At 69.7% G+C, this 17,431-nt stretch carries 19 protein-coding genes; 11 read left to right on the forward strand and 8 right to left on the reverse strand.

The genetic code is table 11. The features are described 5' to 3' along the window. Positions 1-39: 39 nt before the first annotated feature. Positions 40-2,520 carry a DNA topoisomerase (ATP-hydrolyzing) subunit B gene (gyrB, locus tag B5X82_RS13480; protein WP_079648778.1) on the forward strand — a complete coding sequence of 827 codons (2,481 nt, stop codon included), beginning with the start codon at positions 40-42 and terminating at the stop codon, positions 2,518-2,520. Between the two features lie 97 nt (positions 2,521-2,617). Here the strand turns inward: gyrB and B5X82_RS13485 are convergent, their stop codons facing one another. Further along, positions 2,618-3,967: a DUF3999 domain-containing protein gene (locus B5X82_RS13485; RefSeq protein ID WP_079648666.1), complete on the reverse strand. Its 1,350-nt coding sequence runs from the start codon at positions 3,965-3,967 to the stop codon at positions 2,618-2,620. Then, a complete protein-coding gene (locus tag B5X82_RS13490) occupies positions 3,964-6,783 on the reverse strand; it encodes a DUF2339 domain-containing protein (protein ID WP_079648667.1) in 2,820 nt (939 codons plus the stop codon). Before B5X82_RS13490 ends, B5X82_RS13485 begins: the two co-directional genes overlap by 4 nt. Before the next feature lie 130 nt (positions 6,784-6,913). Between B5X82_RS13490 and B5X82_RS13495 the strand changes: the two genes are divergently transcribed. Continuing rightward, a complete protein-coding gene (locus B5X82_RS13495) occupies positions 6,914-7,405 on the forward strand; it encodes a YaiI/YqxD family protein (protein ID WP_176152557.1) in 492 nt (163 codons plus the stop codon). Here the strand turns inward: B5X82_RS13495 and B5X82_RS13500 are convergent. The 5 genes from B5X82_RS13500 to B5X82_RS13520 all read right to left on the reverse strand — a co-directional run bounded on the left by B5X82_RS13500 (position 7,380) and on the right by B5X82_RS13520 (position 10,383). Then, positions 7,380-7,910 carry an SRPBCC family protein gene (locus B5X82_RS13500; protein ID WP_079648669.1) on the reverse strand — a complete coding sequence of 177 codons (531 nt, stop codon included), beginning with the start codon at positions 7,908-7,910 and terminating at the stop codon, positions 7,380-7,382. The two genes, B5X82_RS13495 and B5X82_RS13500, sit on opposite strands and share 26 nt — an antisense overlap. Continuing rightward, positions 7,907-8,440: a DUF1993 domain-containing protein gene (locus B5X82_RS13505; protein ID WP_079648670.1), complete on the reverse strand. Its 534-nt coding sequence runs from the start codon at positions 8,438-8,440 to the stop codon at positions 7,907-7,909. The genes B5X82_RS13500 and B5X82_RS13505 overlap by 4 nt, the downstream gene beginning before the upstream one ends. Positions 8,441-8,600: 160 nt before the next feature. Next, positions 8,601-8,924 carry a hypothetical protein gene (locus B5X82_RS13510; protein WP_079648671.1) on the reverse strand — a complete coding sequence of 108 codons (324 nt, stop codon included), beginning with the start codon at positions 8,922-8,924 and terminating at the stop codon, positions 8,601-8,603. Positions 8,925-8,955: 31 nt separating this feature from the next. Beyond that, a complete protein-coding gene (gene wrbA / locus B5X82_RS13515) occupies positions 8,956-9,555 on the reverse strand; it encodes an NAD(P)H:quinone oxidoreductase (protein WP_079648672.1) in 600 nt (199 codons plus the stop codon). A 129-nt stretch (positions 9,556-9,684) separates the two neighbouring features. Continuing rightward, a complete protein-coding gene (locus B5X82_RS13520; protein WP_079648673.1) occupies positions 9,685-10,383 on the reverse strand; it encodes a pirin family protein in 699 nt (232 codons plus the stop codon). Between the two features lie 123 nt (positions 10,384-10,506). Here B5X82_RS13520 and B5X82_RS13525 point away from each other — a divergent pair, with 123 nt between their 5' ends. The 6 genes from B5X82_RS13525 (at position 10,507) to B5X82_RS13550 (ending at position 13,573) form a co-directional block, all read left to right on the forward strand. Next, the gene (locus B5X82_RS13525) at positions 10,507-11,424 is read left to right on the forward strand and encodes a LysR family transcriptional regulator (protein WP_079648674.1); all 918 of its coding nucleotides are present in this window, start codon (positions 10,507-10,509) and stop codon (positions 11,422-11,424) included. 174 nt (positions 11,425-11,598) lie between these two features. After that, positions 11,599-11,847, forward strand: a complete 249-nt coding sequence (locus B5X82_RS13530) for a DUF3297 family protein (RefSeq protein WP_079648675.1) — start codon at positions 11,599-11,601, stop codon at positions 11,845-11,847. Between the two features lie 140 nt (positions 11,848-11,987). Further along, entirely contained in the window at positions 11,988-12,191 is a 204-nt protein-coding gene (locus B5X82_RS13535; protein ID WP_079648676.1) for a hypothetical protein, read from the forward strand. Positions 12,192-12,203: 12 nt separating this feature from the next. Further along, positions 12,204-12,389 carry a YdcH family protein gene (locus B5X82_RS13540; RefSeq protein ID WP_079648677.1) on the forward strand — a complete coding sequence of 62 codons (186 nt, stop codon included), beginning with the start codon at positions 12,204-12,206 and terminating at the stop codon, positions 12,387-12,389. Positions 12,390-12,485: 96 nt separating this feature from the next. Further along, positions 12,486-12,926: a helix-turn-helix transcriptional regulator gene (locus B5X82_RS13545; protein WP_079648678.1), complete on the forward strand. Its 441-nt coding sequence runs from the start codon at positions 12,486-12,488 to the stop codon at positions 12,924-12,926. Positions 12,927-13,030: 104 nt separating this feature from the next. Then, positions 13,031-13,573 carry a DUF4199 domain-containing protein gene (locus B5X82_RS13550; protein ID WP_079648679.1) on the forward strand — a complete coding sequence of 181 codons (543 nt, stop codon included), beginning with the start codon at positions 13,031-13,033 and terminating at the stop codon, positions 13,571-13,573. Between the two features lie 5 nt (positions 13,574-13,578). On the opposite strand, the gene B5X82_RS13555 is transcribed toward B5X82_RS13550, so the two are convergent. Then, positions 13,579-14,013 (reverse strand): VOC family protein, encoded by a 435-nt coding sequence (locus B5X82_RS13555; protein WP_079648680.1) that lies wholly within the window; start codon positions 14,011-14,013, stop codon positions 13,579-13,581. A 157-nt stretch (positions 14,014-14,170) separates the two neighbouring features. Here B5X82_RS13555 and B5X82_RS13560 point away from each other — a divergent pair, with 157 nt between their 5' ends. The 3 genes from B5X82_RS13560 to B5X82_RS13570 all read left to right on the forward strand — a co-directional run bounded on the left by B5X82_RS13560 (position 14,171) and on the right by B5X82_RS13570 (position 17,336). Continuing rightward, positions 14,171-14,440, forward strand: coding sequence for a hypothetical protein (locus tag B5X82_RS13560; protein WP_235862689.1), 270 nt, complete (start codon positions 14,171-14,173; stop codon positions 14,438-14,440). Between the two features lie 263 nt (positions 14,441-14,703). Further along, the gene (gene msrB, locus B5X82_RS13565; RefSeq protein ID WP_176152560.1) at positions 14,704-15,096 is read left to right on the forward strand and encodes a peptide-methionine (R)-S-oxide reductase MsrB; all 393 of its coding nucleotides are present in this window, start codon (positions 14,704-14,706) and stop codon (positions 15,094-15,096) included. Positions 15,097-15,257: 161 nt separating this feature from the next. Continuing rightward, positions 15,258-17,336 (forward strand): transglycosylase domain-containing protein, encoded by a 2,079-nt coding sequence (locus tag B5X82_RS13570; RefSeq protein WP_079648683.1) that lies wholly within the window; start codon positions 15,258-15,260, stop codon positions 17,334-17,336. The last annotated feature ends 95 nt before the right edge of the window (positions 17,337-17,431 follow it).

Consider the following 17,431-nt stretch of genomic DNA (forward strand, 5'->3'; position numbering starts at 1 on the left):
TCCTTTGGCTTTTGTGACAGCCGTCGCTATATAATGGGCATGACGAACGAAACCGAAAATTCCCCCAACGCGAACAGCTATGGCGCCGAGTCGATCAAGGTCCTCAAGGGTCTCGACGCGGTGCGTAAACGGCCGGGCATGTATATCGGCGACACCGACGACGGGTCGGGCCTCCACCATATGGTGTTCGAGGTGTCGGACAATGCGATCGACGAGGCGCTGGCCGGACATTGCGACCGGATCGTCATCACCCTGAACCCCGACGGATCGGTTTCGGTCGAGGACAATGGCCGCGGCATCCCGACGGGCATCCACCCCGAGGAGGGCGTCTCGGCGGCCGAGGTCATCATGACCCAGCTCCATGCCGGCGGCAAATTCGACAACACCAACGACGCCAATGCCTACAAGGTGTCGGGCGGTCTCCACGGCGTCGGCGTGTCGGTGGTCAACGCGCTGTCCGACGTGCTCGACCTGACGATCTGGCGCGACGGGGAGGAGCATTATATGCGCTTCCAGCGCGGCGACGCGGTCGCCCCGCTCAAGGTCGTCGGCCCGGCCAACGGCAAGAAGGGCACCAAGGTCACCTTCCTGCCCTCGCCCGAGACCTTCAAGATCACCGAGTTCGACTTCGACAAGCTCGAGCATCGCTATCGCGAGCTGGCCTTCCTCAACTCGGGCGTCCGCCTGTTCCTGGTCGACGAGCGCCATGCCGAGCGCAAGGAGATCGAGCTGTTCTACGAAGGCGGTATCGCGGCCTTCGTGAAGTATCTCGACCGTACCAAGGTCGCGCTGATGCCCGATCCGGTCGCGATCATGGGCCAGCGCGACGATGTCGGCATCGACGTCGCGCTGGAGTGGAACGACAGCTATTATGAGCAGGTCCTCTGCTTCACCAACAACATCCCGCAGCGCGACGGCGGCACCCACCTCGCCGCCTTCCGCGCGGCGCTGACCCGCACGCTCAATAATTATGCGGAGAAGTCGGGCGCGCTGAAGAAGGAGAAGGTCACCCTCACCGGCGACGACATGCGCGAGGGGCTGACCGCGATCGTCTCGGTCAAGTTGCCCGATCCCAAATTCTCGTCGCAGACCAAGGACAAGCTGGTCTCGTCCGAGGTGCGCCAGCCGCTCGAAAGCCTGATGGCCGACAAGCTGGCCGAATGGCTGGAGGAAAATCCGGCCCACGCCCGCTCGATCGTCCAGAAGATCATCGACGCCGCCGCCGCGCGCGAGGCCGCCCGCAAGGCGCGCGAACTCACCCGGCGCAAGGGGGTGATGGACATCGCCTCGCTGCCCGGCAAGCTCGCCGACTGCCAGGAGCGCGATCCCAGCAAGTGCGAGCTGTTCCTGGTCGAGGGCGACTCGGCCGGCGGATCGGCCAAGCAGGGCCGCGACCGCGTCTACCAGGCGATCCTGCCGCTGAAGGGCAAGATCCTCAACGTCGAGCGCGCCCGCTTCGACCGGATGCTGTCGTCGAAGGAGGTCGGCACGCTGATCCAGGCGATGGGCACCGGCATCGGCCGCGACGACTTCAACATCGAGAAGCTGCGCTACCACAAGATCGTCATCATGACCGACGCCGACGTCGACGGCGCGCATATCCGGACGCTGCTGCTGACCTTCTTCTACCGGCACATGAAGCCGATCATCGAGAACGGCCATCTCTACATCGCCCAGCCGCCGCTCTATAAGGTCGCGAAGGGCCGGTCCGAGGTCTACCTGAAGGACGACGCCGCGCTCGACGAATATCTCGTCACCGGCGGCCTCGGCGCGATGATGCTCGAAACCCCGTCGGGCGCGCGCTCGGGCGACGACCTGCGCGTGCTGGTCGAGCATGCCCGCCGCATGCGCTCGCTGATGCGCTTCGTCCCCAAGCGCTACGATCCGGTGATCGTCGAGGCGCTGGCGCTGACCGGCGCGCTCGATCCCGAAAGCGGCGACGAGGGCCATCGCGCCTCCGCCCGCGCCGTCGCCGCCTGGATGGGCCGGATCGATCCCGAGGCGGCCTGGTCAGGCGACCTGGCGGAGGATGGCGGCTATCATCTCCAGCGGCTGTGGCGCGGGGTGACCGACCATCATCTGATCGACCCGGCCTTCCTGCGCTCGGCCGAGGCCCGCAAGCTCCATGCGCTCGCCGCCGAGCAGGCGGAGAGCTATGCGAAGAGCGCGCGGCTGGTACCGCTGCGCAGCGCCGCCACGCCGACCGGCGACGACGAGGACGAGCCCATCGTCGACACCCGCGGCACCGCGGTCCACCAGCCGTCGAACCTGCTCGACGCGGTGCTGGCGGCGGGCCGCAAGGGCATGTCGATCCAGCGCTACAAGGGGCTGGGCGAGATGAACGCCGAGCAGCTCTGGGAAACTACGCTCGACCCGGCCAACCGCGCGATGCTCAAGGTCGAAGTGGCCCAGGCCGACGTCGCCGACGAGATCTTCACCCGGCTGATGGGCGACGTGGTCGAACCGCGCCGCGAGTTCATCCAGGAGAACGCGCTCAGCGTCGCCAACCTCGACGTGTGACCTGCCCCCGCTCCATCGTCATCCCGGCGAAAGCCGGGATCTCCCTTCCATTGTCTCGATAAAGGCAGGGAGATTCCAGCTTTCGCTGGAATGACGGTCAGGACGGGCCCGGCTTCCACAGCCGCCACACCATCGCCGCGAGCACCGCGACGCCGAACAGCAGCAGCCCCCACAGCACCGCCTTGCGCGGGCTGAACAGGCTGTCGTCGGGCTGGGCGAGGCTCAGCATCGGCGCCGCCGCGGCGGCGACCGTCGCCCGGGGCAGCGCGTCCTCCGCGCCGGGGCGGTAGCCGGGGACCAGCTCGCCGATCGCGAGATAGCGGCTCTCGGCCCCCGCCGCGCCGGCGGCCAGCGTATAGGGCGGCTTGCCGTCGAACAGCACCGCGAGCCGGGCCGGTTCGAACAATAAAGTCAGCCGGGGCGTGGCGGCAAAGCCGGCCGTACGGCGGTCGGCCTCGATTCGGTAGTCGCTGAAGGCCCCGCCCGACAGCTCGACCGGCGCGGAGGATCCGGCCCGCAGGCTGCCTGATCCGATCGGCGTCCAGGGCTGATCGGGCGCGTTGCGGCCCGACAGCGTGACCGGCACCAGCATCTCGCCCGCCGCCGGCGCGATCGCCACCGCCCCAAGGATGGCGGGGCGGGGCAGGGTGAAGCGGATATCATGCGCGTCGATCCGACGCGGCGGGCTGGTGGCGATGGCGGGCCGGTCGTCGGCGTCGAGCCGCCGGGCGACGCCGATCGTCGCGCCGCGCAGCTCGACCGGCGCCAGCAGCCGCTGCGGGCTCGTCCAGGTCACGCGCAGATAGCGGCCCTTCAGGTCGAGGTCGTCGAGCGGGATCGCCTCGGGGCCCAAGGCGCCCACGCGGTCGCCTTCCCGCCGATAGAGGATCTTGCCGCCGGCCGGCGTCCAGTCGGCGAGGTCTGCGCTCGTCTCGACCGTGAAGCGCACCGGCTGCTGCGGGGGCAGCACCGCGTCGAGGCGCAGGCTGCGCACCCTCGCTGCGATCGCGCGCGTGTCGAACAGCGCGCCGAGCGTGACCGGTTTCGACGGCGCGACGGGCCCGCGCACCACGGTGACGACGCGGTCGCCGTCGCGCTGCTCGACGCGGAGCTCCGCCCCCTCTGCGGCGAGCGCCCCGGCCGGGCCGACGATCGGGAAGGCGCCGAGCCGCACTTCATCGAGCGCGGCGCGGCCTGCCGCCGGGCCGGTGATCGCCATGGCGAGCGGCGCGCCCGCGCCGTCGAACACGCGGATGTCGGCGCGGTTGGGGGAGCGCAGCGCCGCCAGCGCCTCGGCCGGGAGGTCGATCCGCTGCACCGCGCCGCCCGCCGCCGGGATCACCGCCAGCCGCACCGCATAGGCGGAGGGATCGGCGGGGTTCGCCGCCTCCTGCCCCGAACAGCCGGCGAGCAGCGCCAGCGCCGCCGCCGTCATCGCCCGGATCATGCCGCGACCTCCTTCGTCTCCTCATCCTTCGGCGCGTCGCCGCGCGGCGGCAGCGGCGCGAAATAGCCGACCACCAGCATCAACGCGCCGACGACGATGAAGGTCACGATCCGCGCGCCGCCGCTGGCGTTCGACAGGTCGACGAAGAACAGCTTGAGTATGACGACGACGAGCAGCGCCGCTCCCGCGATCCAGACGCCGCGATGCGCCCGGCGATGCGCGAACAGCATCAGGCCTAGCGAGAGCAGCGTCCACAGGATGGTGAGTCCCGCCTCCACCACGGCCGACCCGAGCAGCGCGTCAGCATCCCAGGCGACGCCCAGATAGTGGTGGGCGAAGCGCAGCCACAGCATGTTGACGTCGACGAAGCCGAGCCCCGCCAGCGCCATCCACGCACCGCGTCCCGCAACCCAGCCGAAGCCGGCATAGGGCGGGGCGACCGCGATCAGGCTGCGCCGCCACAGCACCAGCACCGCGAGCGCCAGCGCCAGGGTCAGCTCGACCGGATTGAGCAGCGGCACATAGGGCAGTGGCGCGGCGTCACCCTCGGCAAGCAGCGCGGCGGCGAGCGAGCCGCCATAGACGAGCGTCGCGACCGGCAGCGCCGCTTGCGCATGATAGCCGGCGAGGTGGCGGTCGAGCGGCCAGCGCCGTTCGCCGGCCGGCCGCCGCGCCGCGCCGCCCGCCCAGAGGACGAGCAGGGCGAGCACCGCCACCGCCGCGACCAGGAACACGACCCCGGCCCAGCTGCTGTCCCACAGCGCGGCACGGTCGATCCCCAGCCACAGCGCGTCGGCGAGCAGCGCCACCGCCAGCCACACCCCGCCGACATGGCCCAGCCGCTGGAGCAGGCGCCGGCCGGCGCCCTCCGCATCATGGTCGTTGGCATGGAGCAGGTGGAGGTGCAGCCCGATCGCGACGATCCAGGCGATCCAGCCGGGATGGTAGAGGATATGGTGGTTGAGCGCGGCCTGCCCGACCCAGGTCCCGGCGAGCACCACCAGCGTGACCCGGCCGGGCCAGGTCGCGACGTCCCAGCGCAGCCGCCGCCCGACCAGGGCCGCGGCCCCCGCGCTGGCGACGAGCGCGACCATCGTCAGAAGCTGCTGCGTCGCCGCCGCGAACACCGGCACCGCGCCGTCCCCCGGCGATGGCACGGTGCGGCAGATCTCGGCGATCAACGCCAGCGACCAGAGCAGGAAGCCGGCCAGGAAGACGGGCTTGCCGACCATCGCCTCCACCCCCGCATAGGCGCGGGCGGGGAGCGACCCGCTGTGCGGCAGCGGCGCGGCGCGCAGCCACCAGGCGGTGAGCAGCACCGGCAGCGCCGCGAGCAGCCCGGTCAGGAAGACCGGATTGACGATCGGCAGCGCCTGCGGCCCGCTATCGAGCAGGGCGAGGAACATCAGCGCGGCGACGCCCTGGAGCAGCAGGCCGAAGGCGCGTGGCATCCAGCGCGCCTGCCGCATCCCCACCCAGAAGGCGCCTGCGCCTTCGAGCGCCCAGGCCGATCCGGTCCAGCGGGCGCCGAGCGCGAGCGGAATGGCGAGGGTGACGAAGCCGACGCCGACCGCCAGCATCGTCTCCGCGAGCAACCGATAGCCGTCATCGCCGCGCCGCCGCACCGCGACCGCGAGAACCAGGTAGAGCGCCGCGAAGCCGAGCGCCGCGAAGGCCGCGCCATAGTCGAAGGCCGCGACCAACCCTGCCTCCAGCCCGAAGCCGGCGAGCGCGGTGCCGAACAGCAGGCTGCTGTCGACGAAGCGCCCTACCCGGCTCTCGCTGTTGCGCGCATAGAGGATCGCGATGGCGAGGTAGATCAGCACCGAGACGATCAGGAAGGACTGCGCGACCGCATAATCCTGCGGCTGGTAGCTGGTCGCGCCCCACAGGACGGCAACCCCGAAGGTGGCGGCGAAGCCGATCAGGTTGATGCTGCGCCACGCCTTCTTCCAGGCGAGCGCGAGCACGCCGAAGTTGAGCAGCAGGTGATAGCCGAACATCACCGCCACCGGCCCGCCGTCGCCACCGAGCAGCAGCGGTACCGCATAGCCGCCCGCGAAGGCCGCGGCGGCGAGGCCCTGCGCGTCCTGGAGCAGCGCCAGCGCGACGGCGGCGGCGCAGACCAGCACCATCAGCACGAAGGCCCCGGGCAGCGGCAGGATCGGGTAGAGCGCCGCCGCGGCGAAGATCGTCAGGTAGAGGATGGCGACGCCGCCGCCCTGCAGGGCAAGCGCGAAGCCGGGCCGCGCGATCCGCCGGTTGAAGCCGACCGCGAGCAGCGCGATCCCCGCCGCTGCGACCAGCGCCAGCCGCACCTCGATCGGCAGCAGCCCGGCCCCGGCCGCCCAGCGCGCGAGGAAGGCGAGGCCGATGAACAACACGACGAGGCCGGCGCGGACGATGGTGTTGCCGCCCAGCAGCCATTCGCGCGCGGCCGCGAAGCCACGCTCGACGATACCGGGCTCGGCCGGCTCGGCAGGGGCGGCAGGAGGAGCGGTCCGCTCGGGAAGCCGGACGACCGTCGGCTGCGGCGGCCGTTCGGGCTCGACCGCAACGGGCGCTTCGACCGCCGGGCGCGGCGCCGCCGTCTCATTGACGATCCGGACCCCGCCTCGTTCGGCCGGTTCGGCAGGAACGGGAGCGGCCTCGACGCCGCGATCGGCGAGCATCGCCCGGACCTCGGCGCGCACCGCAGCGCGCAGGCCCCAGCCGGCCCCAACCCCGACGATCGCGCCGAGGATCATGCCATATTGCTCGAAATCGGCGGCGAACAGGCCCAGCAGCCCCCCGACGATCAACCCCCACAGGATCATCCCTGCCTCCCTGTTGTCGCCCCCGCTCAAGGTCTAGAACGGACGGTTGTTCGCCGAAACAATTATTTGGCCCCTCCCGGCGATGTCGAAACAGGTTCGGCATGCCGGAAAGGGGAGCTATGAGCGCATCATGACCCAGCCCATCCATATCCTCGTCGACGCCGACGCCTGCCCGGTGAAGGAGGAGATCTACAAGGTCGCCTGGCGGCACGAGCTGCCGGTCACGCTGGTCAGCAACCAGCATCTGCGCGTGCCCCAGCATCCCCTTGTCGACAAGGTGGTGGTGGGCAGCGGCTTCGACGCCGCCGACGACTGGATCGCCGAGGCGAGCCGCCCCGGCGTGGTGGTGGTCACCGCCGACATATTGCTCGCCGACCGCTGCCTGAAAGCCGGCGCCGCCGCGATCTCGCCCGCCGGCAAGCCCTTCACGGTCCAGTCGATCGGATCGGCGGTCGCCACCCGCGCGATCATGGCCGACCTGCGCGCGGGGATGACGGGCGAGGGGATCGGGGGCCCGCCGCCCTTCTCCAAAGCCGACCGCTCGCGCTTCCTGTCGGCGCTCGACGATGTGCTGGTGCGGCTGAAGCGGCTCTTCCCTACCGCTTCTCCGCCAGCGCCTTGAGCCGGGCCGCCTGGCCGCCCATCACCCCGTCGACCACCGGCGCCAGCGCCGCGCCGCCGCCGGGAATGTGGCCGCCGACCGCATAGGTCTGGCGGAACTCGGTGCCGCCCGCGACCGGCTTCAGCTCCCAGCTCAGCGTCCCCGCCACGCCCATCGCCTGGAACGGGCCGAGCGCGCCGTCGAGCCGGATCATATGGTTGGGATCGATCGCGATTACCCGCATATGCGCCGATTCGCCGCCGGTCTTCGGCAGCTTCTCGCAGAAGCAGCCGCCGACCGCCGGTTCGAGCCGCATGTTCGCGGCGTCGCCCGACCAACTGTGCGCCGGATCCCACCAGCGGCCGGGGACGAGCAGCGCCGCATAGACCGCCTCGGGCGGGGCGGCGATCGTCAGCACGGTGCGCACCGCGAAGCCCGAGCCATCGGCCGACACGACCTCTGCCCCGGCCGGAGCCGTCACGGACAGCAGCGTCGCGACCGCGACGGCCCTCGCCCGTGCGGTCATGCCGCCACGCGCGGGCGGATGTCGAGCTCGCCGAGGAAATCGCGCTTGCCGATGGGCACGCCACGGTTGCGCAGGATCGCATAGGCGGTCGTCACGTGGAACAGGATGTTGGGCAGCACGAAGTCGCGGACATAGCTGGCACCCGTGAAATGGAGCGCGAGGTCTCCGATCTCGAGCACGATCGGCGCCTCCTCACGCCCGACGATCGCCGCGGCGGGGACGCTGTCGAGATAGGCGATCGTCCGCGCGATCCGGTCTCGCAGCTCGGCGACGCTCGTCTCCTCGTCGGGGAAGCTCGGCGGGGTCTGGCCCGACAGGCGCGCCGCCGCGCCCTTGGCACCGTCGCTCGCGATCTGGACCTGGCGGAGCAGCGGGTACATGTCGTCGGCCAGCCGGTAGCCGAGCCATTCGTCCTCGGCCACGCCTGCCGCGGCGAAATGCTCCGCGCCCTTGTCGAGCAGGGTCGAGAGATTGGCGAGGCTCCTGCGGATCACCGGGATCGAAGCCTCGTAGAGTGTGGTCGCGGTCATGGCATCCCCTTCGGATATGGTTCGCCATCGCTATAGCCCGCGATCGTCGCGGGCAGAAGCGAGGTCCGCCCGAAAGCAAACCGCCCGCTCCCCGCGGACGGGAAACGGGCGGCGCGGATGCTGCGGGAGGGGGGCATTGCCCGCAGCAACAGCTTGCCGGTCAGCGGGCGAGCATCGCCACCGCCGAAATCTGGCCGGGATGGAAGCCGAGCTCGATCAGCCGGGGGCCGAGATCGGACACGTCGGCCCGATCGCGCACCTGGCCGACGAAGCGCCGCAGCGTCTCGAGCCGCGGATCGGCGAGCGGCAGCCTGGGCCGCAGCCCCGCCGCCGAGCCGACCAGCCGGGTCAGCCAGCTGCGCCGGCCGGCGCCGCCATCCTCGCCCGCCTCGCGAATCGCCAGGCTGACGACCTTCCATTCGAGCGGCGAGAGCGGCGGAAAATCCGCATCGGTCCCGGTCCTGATCGCAACGGCAGTCGTCATCTCTTCCTCCTCTTGGAAAGCTGTCTACGACTCAGCCGACCAGCTTGGCTGTGATCTCGGCCACATGCCGGCCCTGGAATCGCGCGCCATCCAGATCGGCTGCGCTCGGCTGGCGCGAACCGTCGCCGTCGGCGATGGTGGTGGCGCCATAAGGAGCGCCGCCCTTGACCTCCTCGACGCCCATCTGGCCCTGATAGGCATAGGGCAGGCCGACAATCGTCATGCCGAAGTGCAGCAGGTTGGTGATGATCGAGAAGAGCGTGGTCTCCTGCCCGCCGTGCTGGGTCGCGGTCGAGGTGAAGGCCGCGCCGACCTTGCCGTTGAGCGCGCCGCGCGCCCACAGGCCGCCCGCGCCGTCGAGGAACGCCGCCATCTGGCTCGACATCCGCCCGAAGCGGGTGCCGGTGCCGACGATGATCGCGTCGTAATTCTCCAGCTCGGCGACGGTCGCGACCGGGGCCTTCTGATCGAGCTTGAAATGATTCTTCTCGGCGATGTCGAGCGGCACCGTCTCGGGCACGCGCTTGACGTCGACGTCGGCGCCGGCCGAGCGCGCGCCTTCGGCGACGGCTTCGGCCATCGTCTCGATATGGCCGTAGGTCGAATAATAGAGGACGAGGATCTTGGGCATGTCGGTGACTCCGATGGGATGGATGGATTTCCTTTTCCGTCACCCCGGCGGAGGCCGGGGTCTCGGGAGGCTCACGCGCTGCGCTGCTCCCGAGGTGCCGGCCTCCGCCGGCACGACGGAGGATGGTTGCTACGCCACGTCGACCAGGACGATCTCGGCATCGTCGATCGCCTTGACCTCGATCGTGTCGAGATCGGCGATCGCCACGCCGTCACGCGGATCGGCAGCGACGCCGTTGACCTCGATCCGGCCTTCGGTCGCGACCAGATAGGCCTTGCGGTCGCGGCCGATCGCGTGGGTCGCGGTCTCGCCGGCCTTGAGCGTCGCACCGATCACCCGGGCGTTCGCCCGGATCGGCAGCGCGTCGCCGTCGCCCGCGATGCCGCTCGCCAGGGTGACGAACTGACCGGCGCGGTCGCCCTTGGGGAAGGGGCGGGCGCCCCAGCCGGGCTTGTCACCCTGCCGATCGGGAATGATCCAGATCTGGAACAGGGTGGTGTCGACATCCTCCTCGTTCCGTTCGGAATGGACGATGCCGGTGCCGGCGGACATCACCTGAACGTCGCCCGCCTCGGTGCGGCCGGCATTGCCCAGGCTGTCGCGATGGGTGATCGCGCCGCGGCGGACATAGGTGATGATCTCCATGTCGTTGTGCGGGTGCGGCGCGAAGCCGGTGTGCGGAGCGATGGTGTCGTCGTTCCAGACGCGCAGCGCGCCCCAATGGACCCGCTGCGGATCGCGATAGTCGGCAAAGGAGAAATGATGCTTGGCGTCGAGCCAGCCATGGTTGGCACCGCCGAGCGACGAAAAGGGGCGGACTTCGATCATCGTGCTTACTCCTCTGGCCACCCGATGGGGCGGCCTCTTCGAAAACCAATCTAGGCTTGCGCATCGGCAAATAAATGGAGATGATCGAAACCCATCGTTTCCATTTTCGACCTTTGAGGGTCTATGCCGCGCCTTCCCGATTTCGAGGCCTGGGCGATCTTCGCCAAGGTAGCCGAGCTGGGCAGCTTCTCCGCCGCCGCCGACGAGCTGGCGCTGTCGAAGGCGACCGTCTCCAAGGCGGTGTCGCGGCTCGAGCAGCGGCTGGCGGCGCCGCTGTTCCACCGCAGCTCGCGCAAATTGTCGCTGACCGAAAGCGGGCAGATGGCGCAGGAGCGCGCGGCGCTGCTGCTTGCCGAGGGCGAAGCGATCGAGGAGGCGATCTCCGAGCGCGGCGCGGTGCCGCGCGGGCTGGTCCGGCTGGCCGCGCCGATGTCGTTCGGTATCGCGCATCTGCGCCCGATCCTGCCGCTGTTCCACCAGGCCTATCCTGAGGTGGTGATCGACCTCCACCTGTCCGACGAGCAGGTCGACCTGATCGAGCGGGGTTTCGACGTCGCGCTGCGGATCGGCCAGCTGGAGGATTCGGCGCTCAAGGCGCGGCGGCTGTTCCCGGTGCGGCTGCCGCTGGTCGGCGCGCCCGCGCTGTTCGACCGGCTCGGCCGGCCGGGACATCCGCGTGACCTCGTCCGTTACCCGGCCTTCGTCTACACCCATGTGCGCCATCCCGGCCGCTGGCATTTCCGCCATCCGGTAGAAGGCGAGCTGTCGGTCGAGCTCAACGGGCCGATCCGCGCCAACAATGGCGACGTGCTGATCGACGCGCTGGTCGCGGGTGCCGGCATCGCGCCGCTGCCCGACTTCCTCGCCTGGCGATGCCTGGCCGAGGGCAGCCTGGAGGAGGTGCTGCCCGACTGGACGTCGGGGCCGAGCATCGCGCTCCACGTCGTCACCCCGCCGACCCCGCTACGCCCGGCGCGGGTCAAGGTGCTGATCGACTTCCTCGCCGCCGCTTTCCTCAAGCCCCCCTGGACGACGAGCTGAGCATCTTTCGTCATTCCGGCGGAGGCCGGAATCTCCGGAGATGAAGGACCGCGCGACTCTCCCGAGGTTCCGCCCCCCGCCTGAACGACGCCTTGGCATGGGGATGGGAGCGGTTGAGCCCATGCCCAAAGCTGGCTAAAGCCGCCCCCATTCCCCCTGAACCGGACCGCAGCCATGACCGACACGATGCCCGACCGCCTCTCGATCAACCCGTCGAGCCCGCATTTCAACGCCGAGCTGCTCGAGCGCGGCGTCGGTATCCGCTTCAAGGGGGTCGAGAAGACCAATGTCGAGGAATATTGCGTCAGCGAGGGCTGGGTCCGCGTCGCGGTCGGCAATACCCGCGACCGCAAGGGCAACCCGCTGACGATCAAGCTGAGCGGCCCGGTGGAGCCCTATCTGAAAGATACCGCCGAAGGCTGATCCATCCCGGATCGGAAAAATTCGTCGAATCCCGTCAAGGGTTTGGCTGGCATCTTGACGGAAGCCGGCGGCGAACCAAATTCGCCTCCGGCGTTTCCGCCGCAATGGAAGGAGTGACTGGAAGAAAGGAGGCATATCCCATGTCCTTCTCCACTTTTCGCCGCCCGTTCGACGTGGCGCGGCACCCCACCCTCGAGCCCGAGGTCAAACGGGCGATCCTCGCATCCTGGGCTTCCGACGCTGCCGCGGTCCCCGACCGCCCGGCACTCCGCCGCCCGCACCGACGCGGCAAGCCGATTCCGGTCGACGACGTGCTGTCGGCACTCAAGTCGCTCGACAGCTGAACGGAGGAAGGCATGTCAGACCGATTCTTCCATTATCTCACGCGCGAGCATGCGCGGCTCGAGGCGCTGATCGAGGAGCAGCGCCGCCGCCCGCTTCCCGACGACATGGAGATCGCCCGGCTCAAGAAGGCGAAGCTGGTGGTCAAGGACCAGATCGCGCGCTGGCGGGCGGACCGGGACGAGAGCGTCGCCGCCTGACGCCACGGGGCGGAGCGGCCGCGCCGGCCGCCCGTCCCGGGCATTGCCACCGGCGGCAAGACATGATGAGATCGACGCTCCACCATCGGAGCGACCATGCCCAAAGCGCGCACGCCCGGCCCGATCTGGAAACAGGTGACCGCCTATGGCGGGCTGCTCGCCGCCGGCACCCTGGCATTGCAATGGCTCGACTATCGCCGGTTCGCCCGGTCGCAGACCGACGAGATCGCCGTCGCGCTGGTCGCCGGGGGCTTTCTGGTGCTCGGCATCGTCATCGGTATCCGCGCCTTTGCGCCTCGCGCGCCCATACCGTTCGACGGGAATCCGCAGGCGATCGAGTCACTCGGCATCACCCCGCGCGAGCTGGCGGTGCTGCATGAACTCGCCGCCGGCCGATCGAACAAGGAGATCGCCATCCGGCTCGCCGTCTCCCCCAATACGATCAAGACGCATGTCACCCGGCTGTTCGAAAAGCTCGGCGCCGCGCGACGCACGGATGCGCTGGCCCGCGCCCGCGAACTGGGCATCCTGCCGTGACGACCCGACATTTTTCGGGCGATTGCGGCCGAATCACCCTTTTGGGCGATTGCATCCGCGCTGCAGCCGTCCTTCGATGCCGCCGGCCCTGACAGGAGGACGCCATGATCCGCACCATCCTGACCTATGGAAGCATCGCCGGCCTGATCGTCGGCATCCCGCTCTTCGCCATGGCGGTCGTGCTCGCCGGGCGGCCGCCGCTGCCCTATGGCGTGGCGCTCGGCTATCTGATCATGCTGGTCGCGCTCAGCACCGTCTTCGTCGCGATCAAGCGACGGCGCGACACGGCGCTGGGCGGGGCGATCCGCTTCTGGCCCGCCTTCGGCATGGGCCTCGCGATCAGCCTGGTCGCCAGCCTGTTCTACGTCGTTGCGTGGGAAGCCGCGCTGACGGTGACGGGGATGGGCTTCATCGACGATTATGCGAAGGCCGCGATCGCGGAGCAGCGCGCCGCGGGCGCCGGGCCCGAGGCGCTGGCCAGGCTCTCCGCCGAGATGGAGCAGTTCAAGGCCGACTATGCCGATCCGCTGTTCCGCCTGCCGATCACGCTGACCGAGATCCTGCCGATCGGCATCCTCGTCTCGCTGGCGTCGGCGGCGCTGCTGCGCAACGCGCGCTTCCTGCCGGCGCGGCCGCTCCCAGCCTGAGCGCGTCAGCCCTCGAATTCGATCGTCACGCTATCGGCCGAGCGCCTGGCCGGACCATGGTGGACCGCCTCGATATTGTTGCCGTCGGGATCGATCAGGAAGGCGGCATAATAGCCCGGATGATAGGATCGCTCGCCCGGCGCGCCATTGTCGACGCCGCCTGCGGCGAGGCCGGCCCGGTGGAAGGCGTCGACCATGGGCCGGTCGGCGGCCTGGAAGGCGAGATGGTGGCGGCCGGTGAGCCGGCCCTGCGCCGCCGCGCTGTCGGCGGTCGAGACGAACAGTTCGTCGGCCCAGAAATAGTCGGCGCCCGATCCGGCGATGGGGATGCCGAGCACGTCGAATATCGCTGTGTAGAAGCGCCGGCTGGCGTCGAGATCGACGACGACAAGCTGGATATGATCGATCAGCCGGCCGCGTTCGAGGCGTTGGGTTTCCATGGTCCTGCTCCTGTGTGTCGGGATAACCGGGCGGGGGACCGGCGGTTCCACCGTCCGTCGCGGGCGCGGGAACCATTCGCCGCCGCCGGGCGTCCTGCGGCCGACGACCGAAAAGCGGCTTAGGCGAGGCCCCGCCATGATCCGACCAAGCGACTGGATGTCCCTGGCTTTCGACGGTTGGCGCCTCGGCGCCGAGGCATCGGCGGTGATCGCGATGCGGCTCGCCAAGCTCGCCGCAGGCGACGCCGCCGCGATGGTCGAGGCGCAGCGCATGATCGCCGAGAAGGTGGAGGCGGCTGTCGCCCTGCAAAGCGGCGCGCTGGCCGGGCGGCTGGGAACGACGCCGGCCCGGCGCGCGAAGGCGACGATCGGCCATTACCGCCGGGCGGTGGCGAAGAACCGGAAACGGCTGCGACGCGGGCGCTGAACCCGCCCGGGCCGGCCAGGCAGCCCGGTCCGGCGGTAGAGCCATCACCGCCGGGCCGGGCGCCACTCCAGAGAAGGTGGGGGCGATTCCCCTGCGCCCCCATACGCCTACGCAACCACTCGGACGCCATGCAACGCCGGACACCGGGCTACTATGGTTGACGGAGCGCGGCAGTGATGCGCGTCACAGTCGCGAAAAACCGCTACGGACGATGGTTGACGCGAGCGCTTGACCCAGGGGCCGGCGCCACCCACATTCGCGTCATGGACAAGGTCGACCTCAGCGACGCCGAATGGCGCGAGAAGCTCAGCCCCGAGCAATATCATGTGCTCCGCCAGGCCGGGACCGAGCGTGCCTTCACCGGCAAATATTGGAACACCAAGGACGCCGGCAGCTATCGCTGCGCCGGCTGCGGCGAGTTGCTGTTCGACAGCGATACCAAGTTCGATTCGGGCTGCGGCTGGCCCAGCTTCACCGCCCCGGCCGAGGGCGAGGTGGTGACCGAGCATCGCGACACCAGCCATGGCATGATCCGCACCGAAGTCCGCTGCGCTCGGTGCGAGGGGCATCTCGGCCATGTCTTCCCCGACGGGCCCGGCCCGACCGGGCTGCGCTACTGCATCAACTCGGCATCGATCGACTTCGAGAAGAAATGAGGCAGGGAGCCGGCGTTCATCGCCCCGTCATCGCTCCTGGTCGATAGGGCTGGACGATCGGTCGAAATCGGGGGCGTTCCGCTTGGCAGAGTCGGGGATAAAGGCTAATCGGACGGTCGCGCATGTCGACCAAACCGAACCCCAGGAAAAAGCCTAGCCGTATGGGCTGGCTCCGCACCCTCTTCAAGATCGGCCTTTTCACCGCGCTCGCCGGCCTCGGCGCGCTGGTGATCGCCGTGCTGATCGCGATGGCCTCGCTGCCCGGCTTCGAGGAGCTGAAGTCGAGCCCGAACGGGCAGACGGTGCGCGTCCGCGCCGCCGACGGATCGGTGATCGTCGCGCTCGGGCCGAGCTATGGCGACTGGCTGCCGATCGCGCAGATCCCCGATCCGATGAAGAAGGCGATGGTCGCGGTCGAGGACCGGCGCTTCTACATGCATCCCGGCATCGACCCGATCGGCATGGCCCGCGCCGCCTGGGTCGGCTTCCAGCGCAAGGGCGAGGGCCGCCGCCTGCAGGGTGCGTCGACGATCACCCAGCAGCTCGCCCGCAACATCTTCCTGACCAACGCCTACAGCTTCGGCCGCAAGTTCCGCGAGGTGATCCTGGCACTGGCGATGGAGCGCAAATTCTCGAAGGAGCAGATCCTCGAGCTCTATCTCAACCGGGTCTATTTTGGCGGCGGCGCCTATGGCATCGACGCCGCGGCGCGCAAATTCTTCGACCATTCGGCGACCACGCTGAACCTTGGCGAGAGCGCGATCATCGCCGGGCTGGTCAAGGCGCCATCGCATTATTCGCCGACCGCCGACCGCGAAGCCGCGATCGACCGCGCCAAGGTGGTGCTGGAGGTGATGCAGGACGCGGGGGCGATCACGCCGTCCGAGGCCGAAGCTATCGATCTCGACAAGGTGCGCCTCGCCCCCGAGCGCGACCAGAACGCGGTCCGCTACTTCACCGACTGGGCGCTCGCGCAGCTGGACGATCTGGTCGACGAGCAGGTCCAGCCGATCGACGTGTGGACGACCATCGATCCGGTGATGCAGAAGGCCGCCGACGCGGCGATCCGCGCCAATGCCCCGCCGGGCGCGCAAGGCGCGCTGGTCGCGCTCGATCGCGACGGCGCGGTCCGCGCGATGGTTGGCGGGCGCGACTATGTCAGCTCGATCTACAACCGCGCGACCCAGGCAGAGCGGCAGCCCGGCTCCGCCTTCAAGCTGTTCGTATATCTGGCGGCGATGGAGGCCGGGATGAAGCCCGACACGCCCGTCACCGACGAGCCGATCGACATCGACGGCTGGAGCCCGCGCAACAGCAACCGCGAATATGCAGGCCCGATCGACATCCGCACCGCCTTTGCCTTCTCGGTCAACACCGTGGCCGCCAAGATCGGCCAGCAGGTCGGCTTCGACACCGTCGCCGACATGGCACACCGCTTCGGCATCGGCACCAAGCTCAACACCCATCCGTCGATGGTGCTCGGCACCTCCGACGTGCGGCTGATCGACATGACCCGCGCCTTTGCCGCAGTCGCGCGCAAGGGCGTAGCCGTGGTTCCCTATGGCATCGTCAAGGTGACTACCGCCAAGGGCGACCTGCTCTACGAGCATCGCGCCGACGACAATCGCGTGCTGGTCGCGCCCTGGGTCGCCGCCGAGGTGACCGACCTGCTCCAGACCGCGGTCAACACCGGCACCGCGCGCGCCGCGCAGATCGGCCGCCCGGTCGCGGGCAAGACCGGCACCACCTCGTCGAACAAGGACGGCTGGTTCCTGGGCTTCTCGTCGGGCATCACCGCGGGCGTGTGGATGGGCCGCGATGACGCCAAGACGGTCGGCGGCCTGCAGGGCGGCCGCGCGCCCGCCCGCGCCTTCGCCGATTTCATGCGGGTCGCGGTCGCCAAACGCCCGGTCGAGCCGTTCGAGACGCAGGTGACGCTCCCCGAATTCCAGATAGAGCCCGACGACGAGGCCTTCTTCGGCGCGCCCGACGACAGCTTCGTCAACCCCGACGGCTTGCCCGCGGACCAGGATATCGAACCGCAGGCCGACCCCGAGGACGGTTTCGAGCCCCAGGCGACGGCCCCGGTAGCCCCGGCTGCGGCGCCTCCTCGCGTCCAACCGGGCGCACCGCCGTCCACCCAGCCGCGCCCGCAGCAGCAACAGCGTCCCTCGCTCGGCTCGGATTTCCTGAGCGGCATCGACCAGCCCCGCCGCAACGCGGACCGTCCGCGGCCCTGATCTCCGTCATGCCGGCAGGGGCCGGCATCTCGGCAGGGAGGAGAAAGGTCGAGGCAGGAGCCGCCCGAGATTCCCAACCCCCGCCGGGACGATGG

The sequence above is a fragment of the Rhizorhabdus histidinilytica genome (assembly GCF_900167915.1).
GTDB classification, from domain to species: Bacteria; Pseudomonadota; Alphaproteobacteria; order Sphingomonadales; family Sphingomonadaceae; genus Rhizorhabdus; species Rhizorhabdus histidinilytica.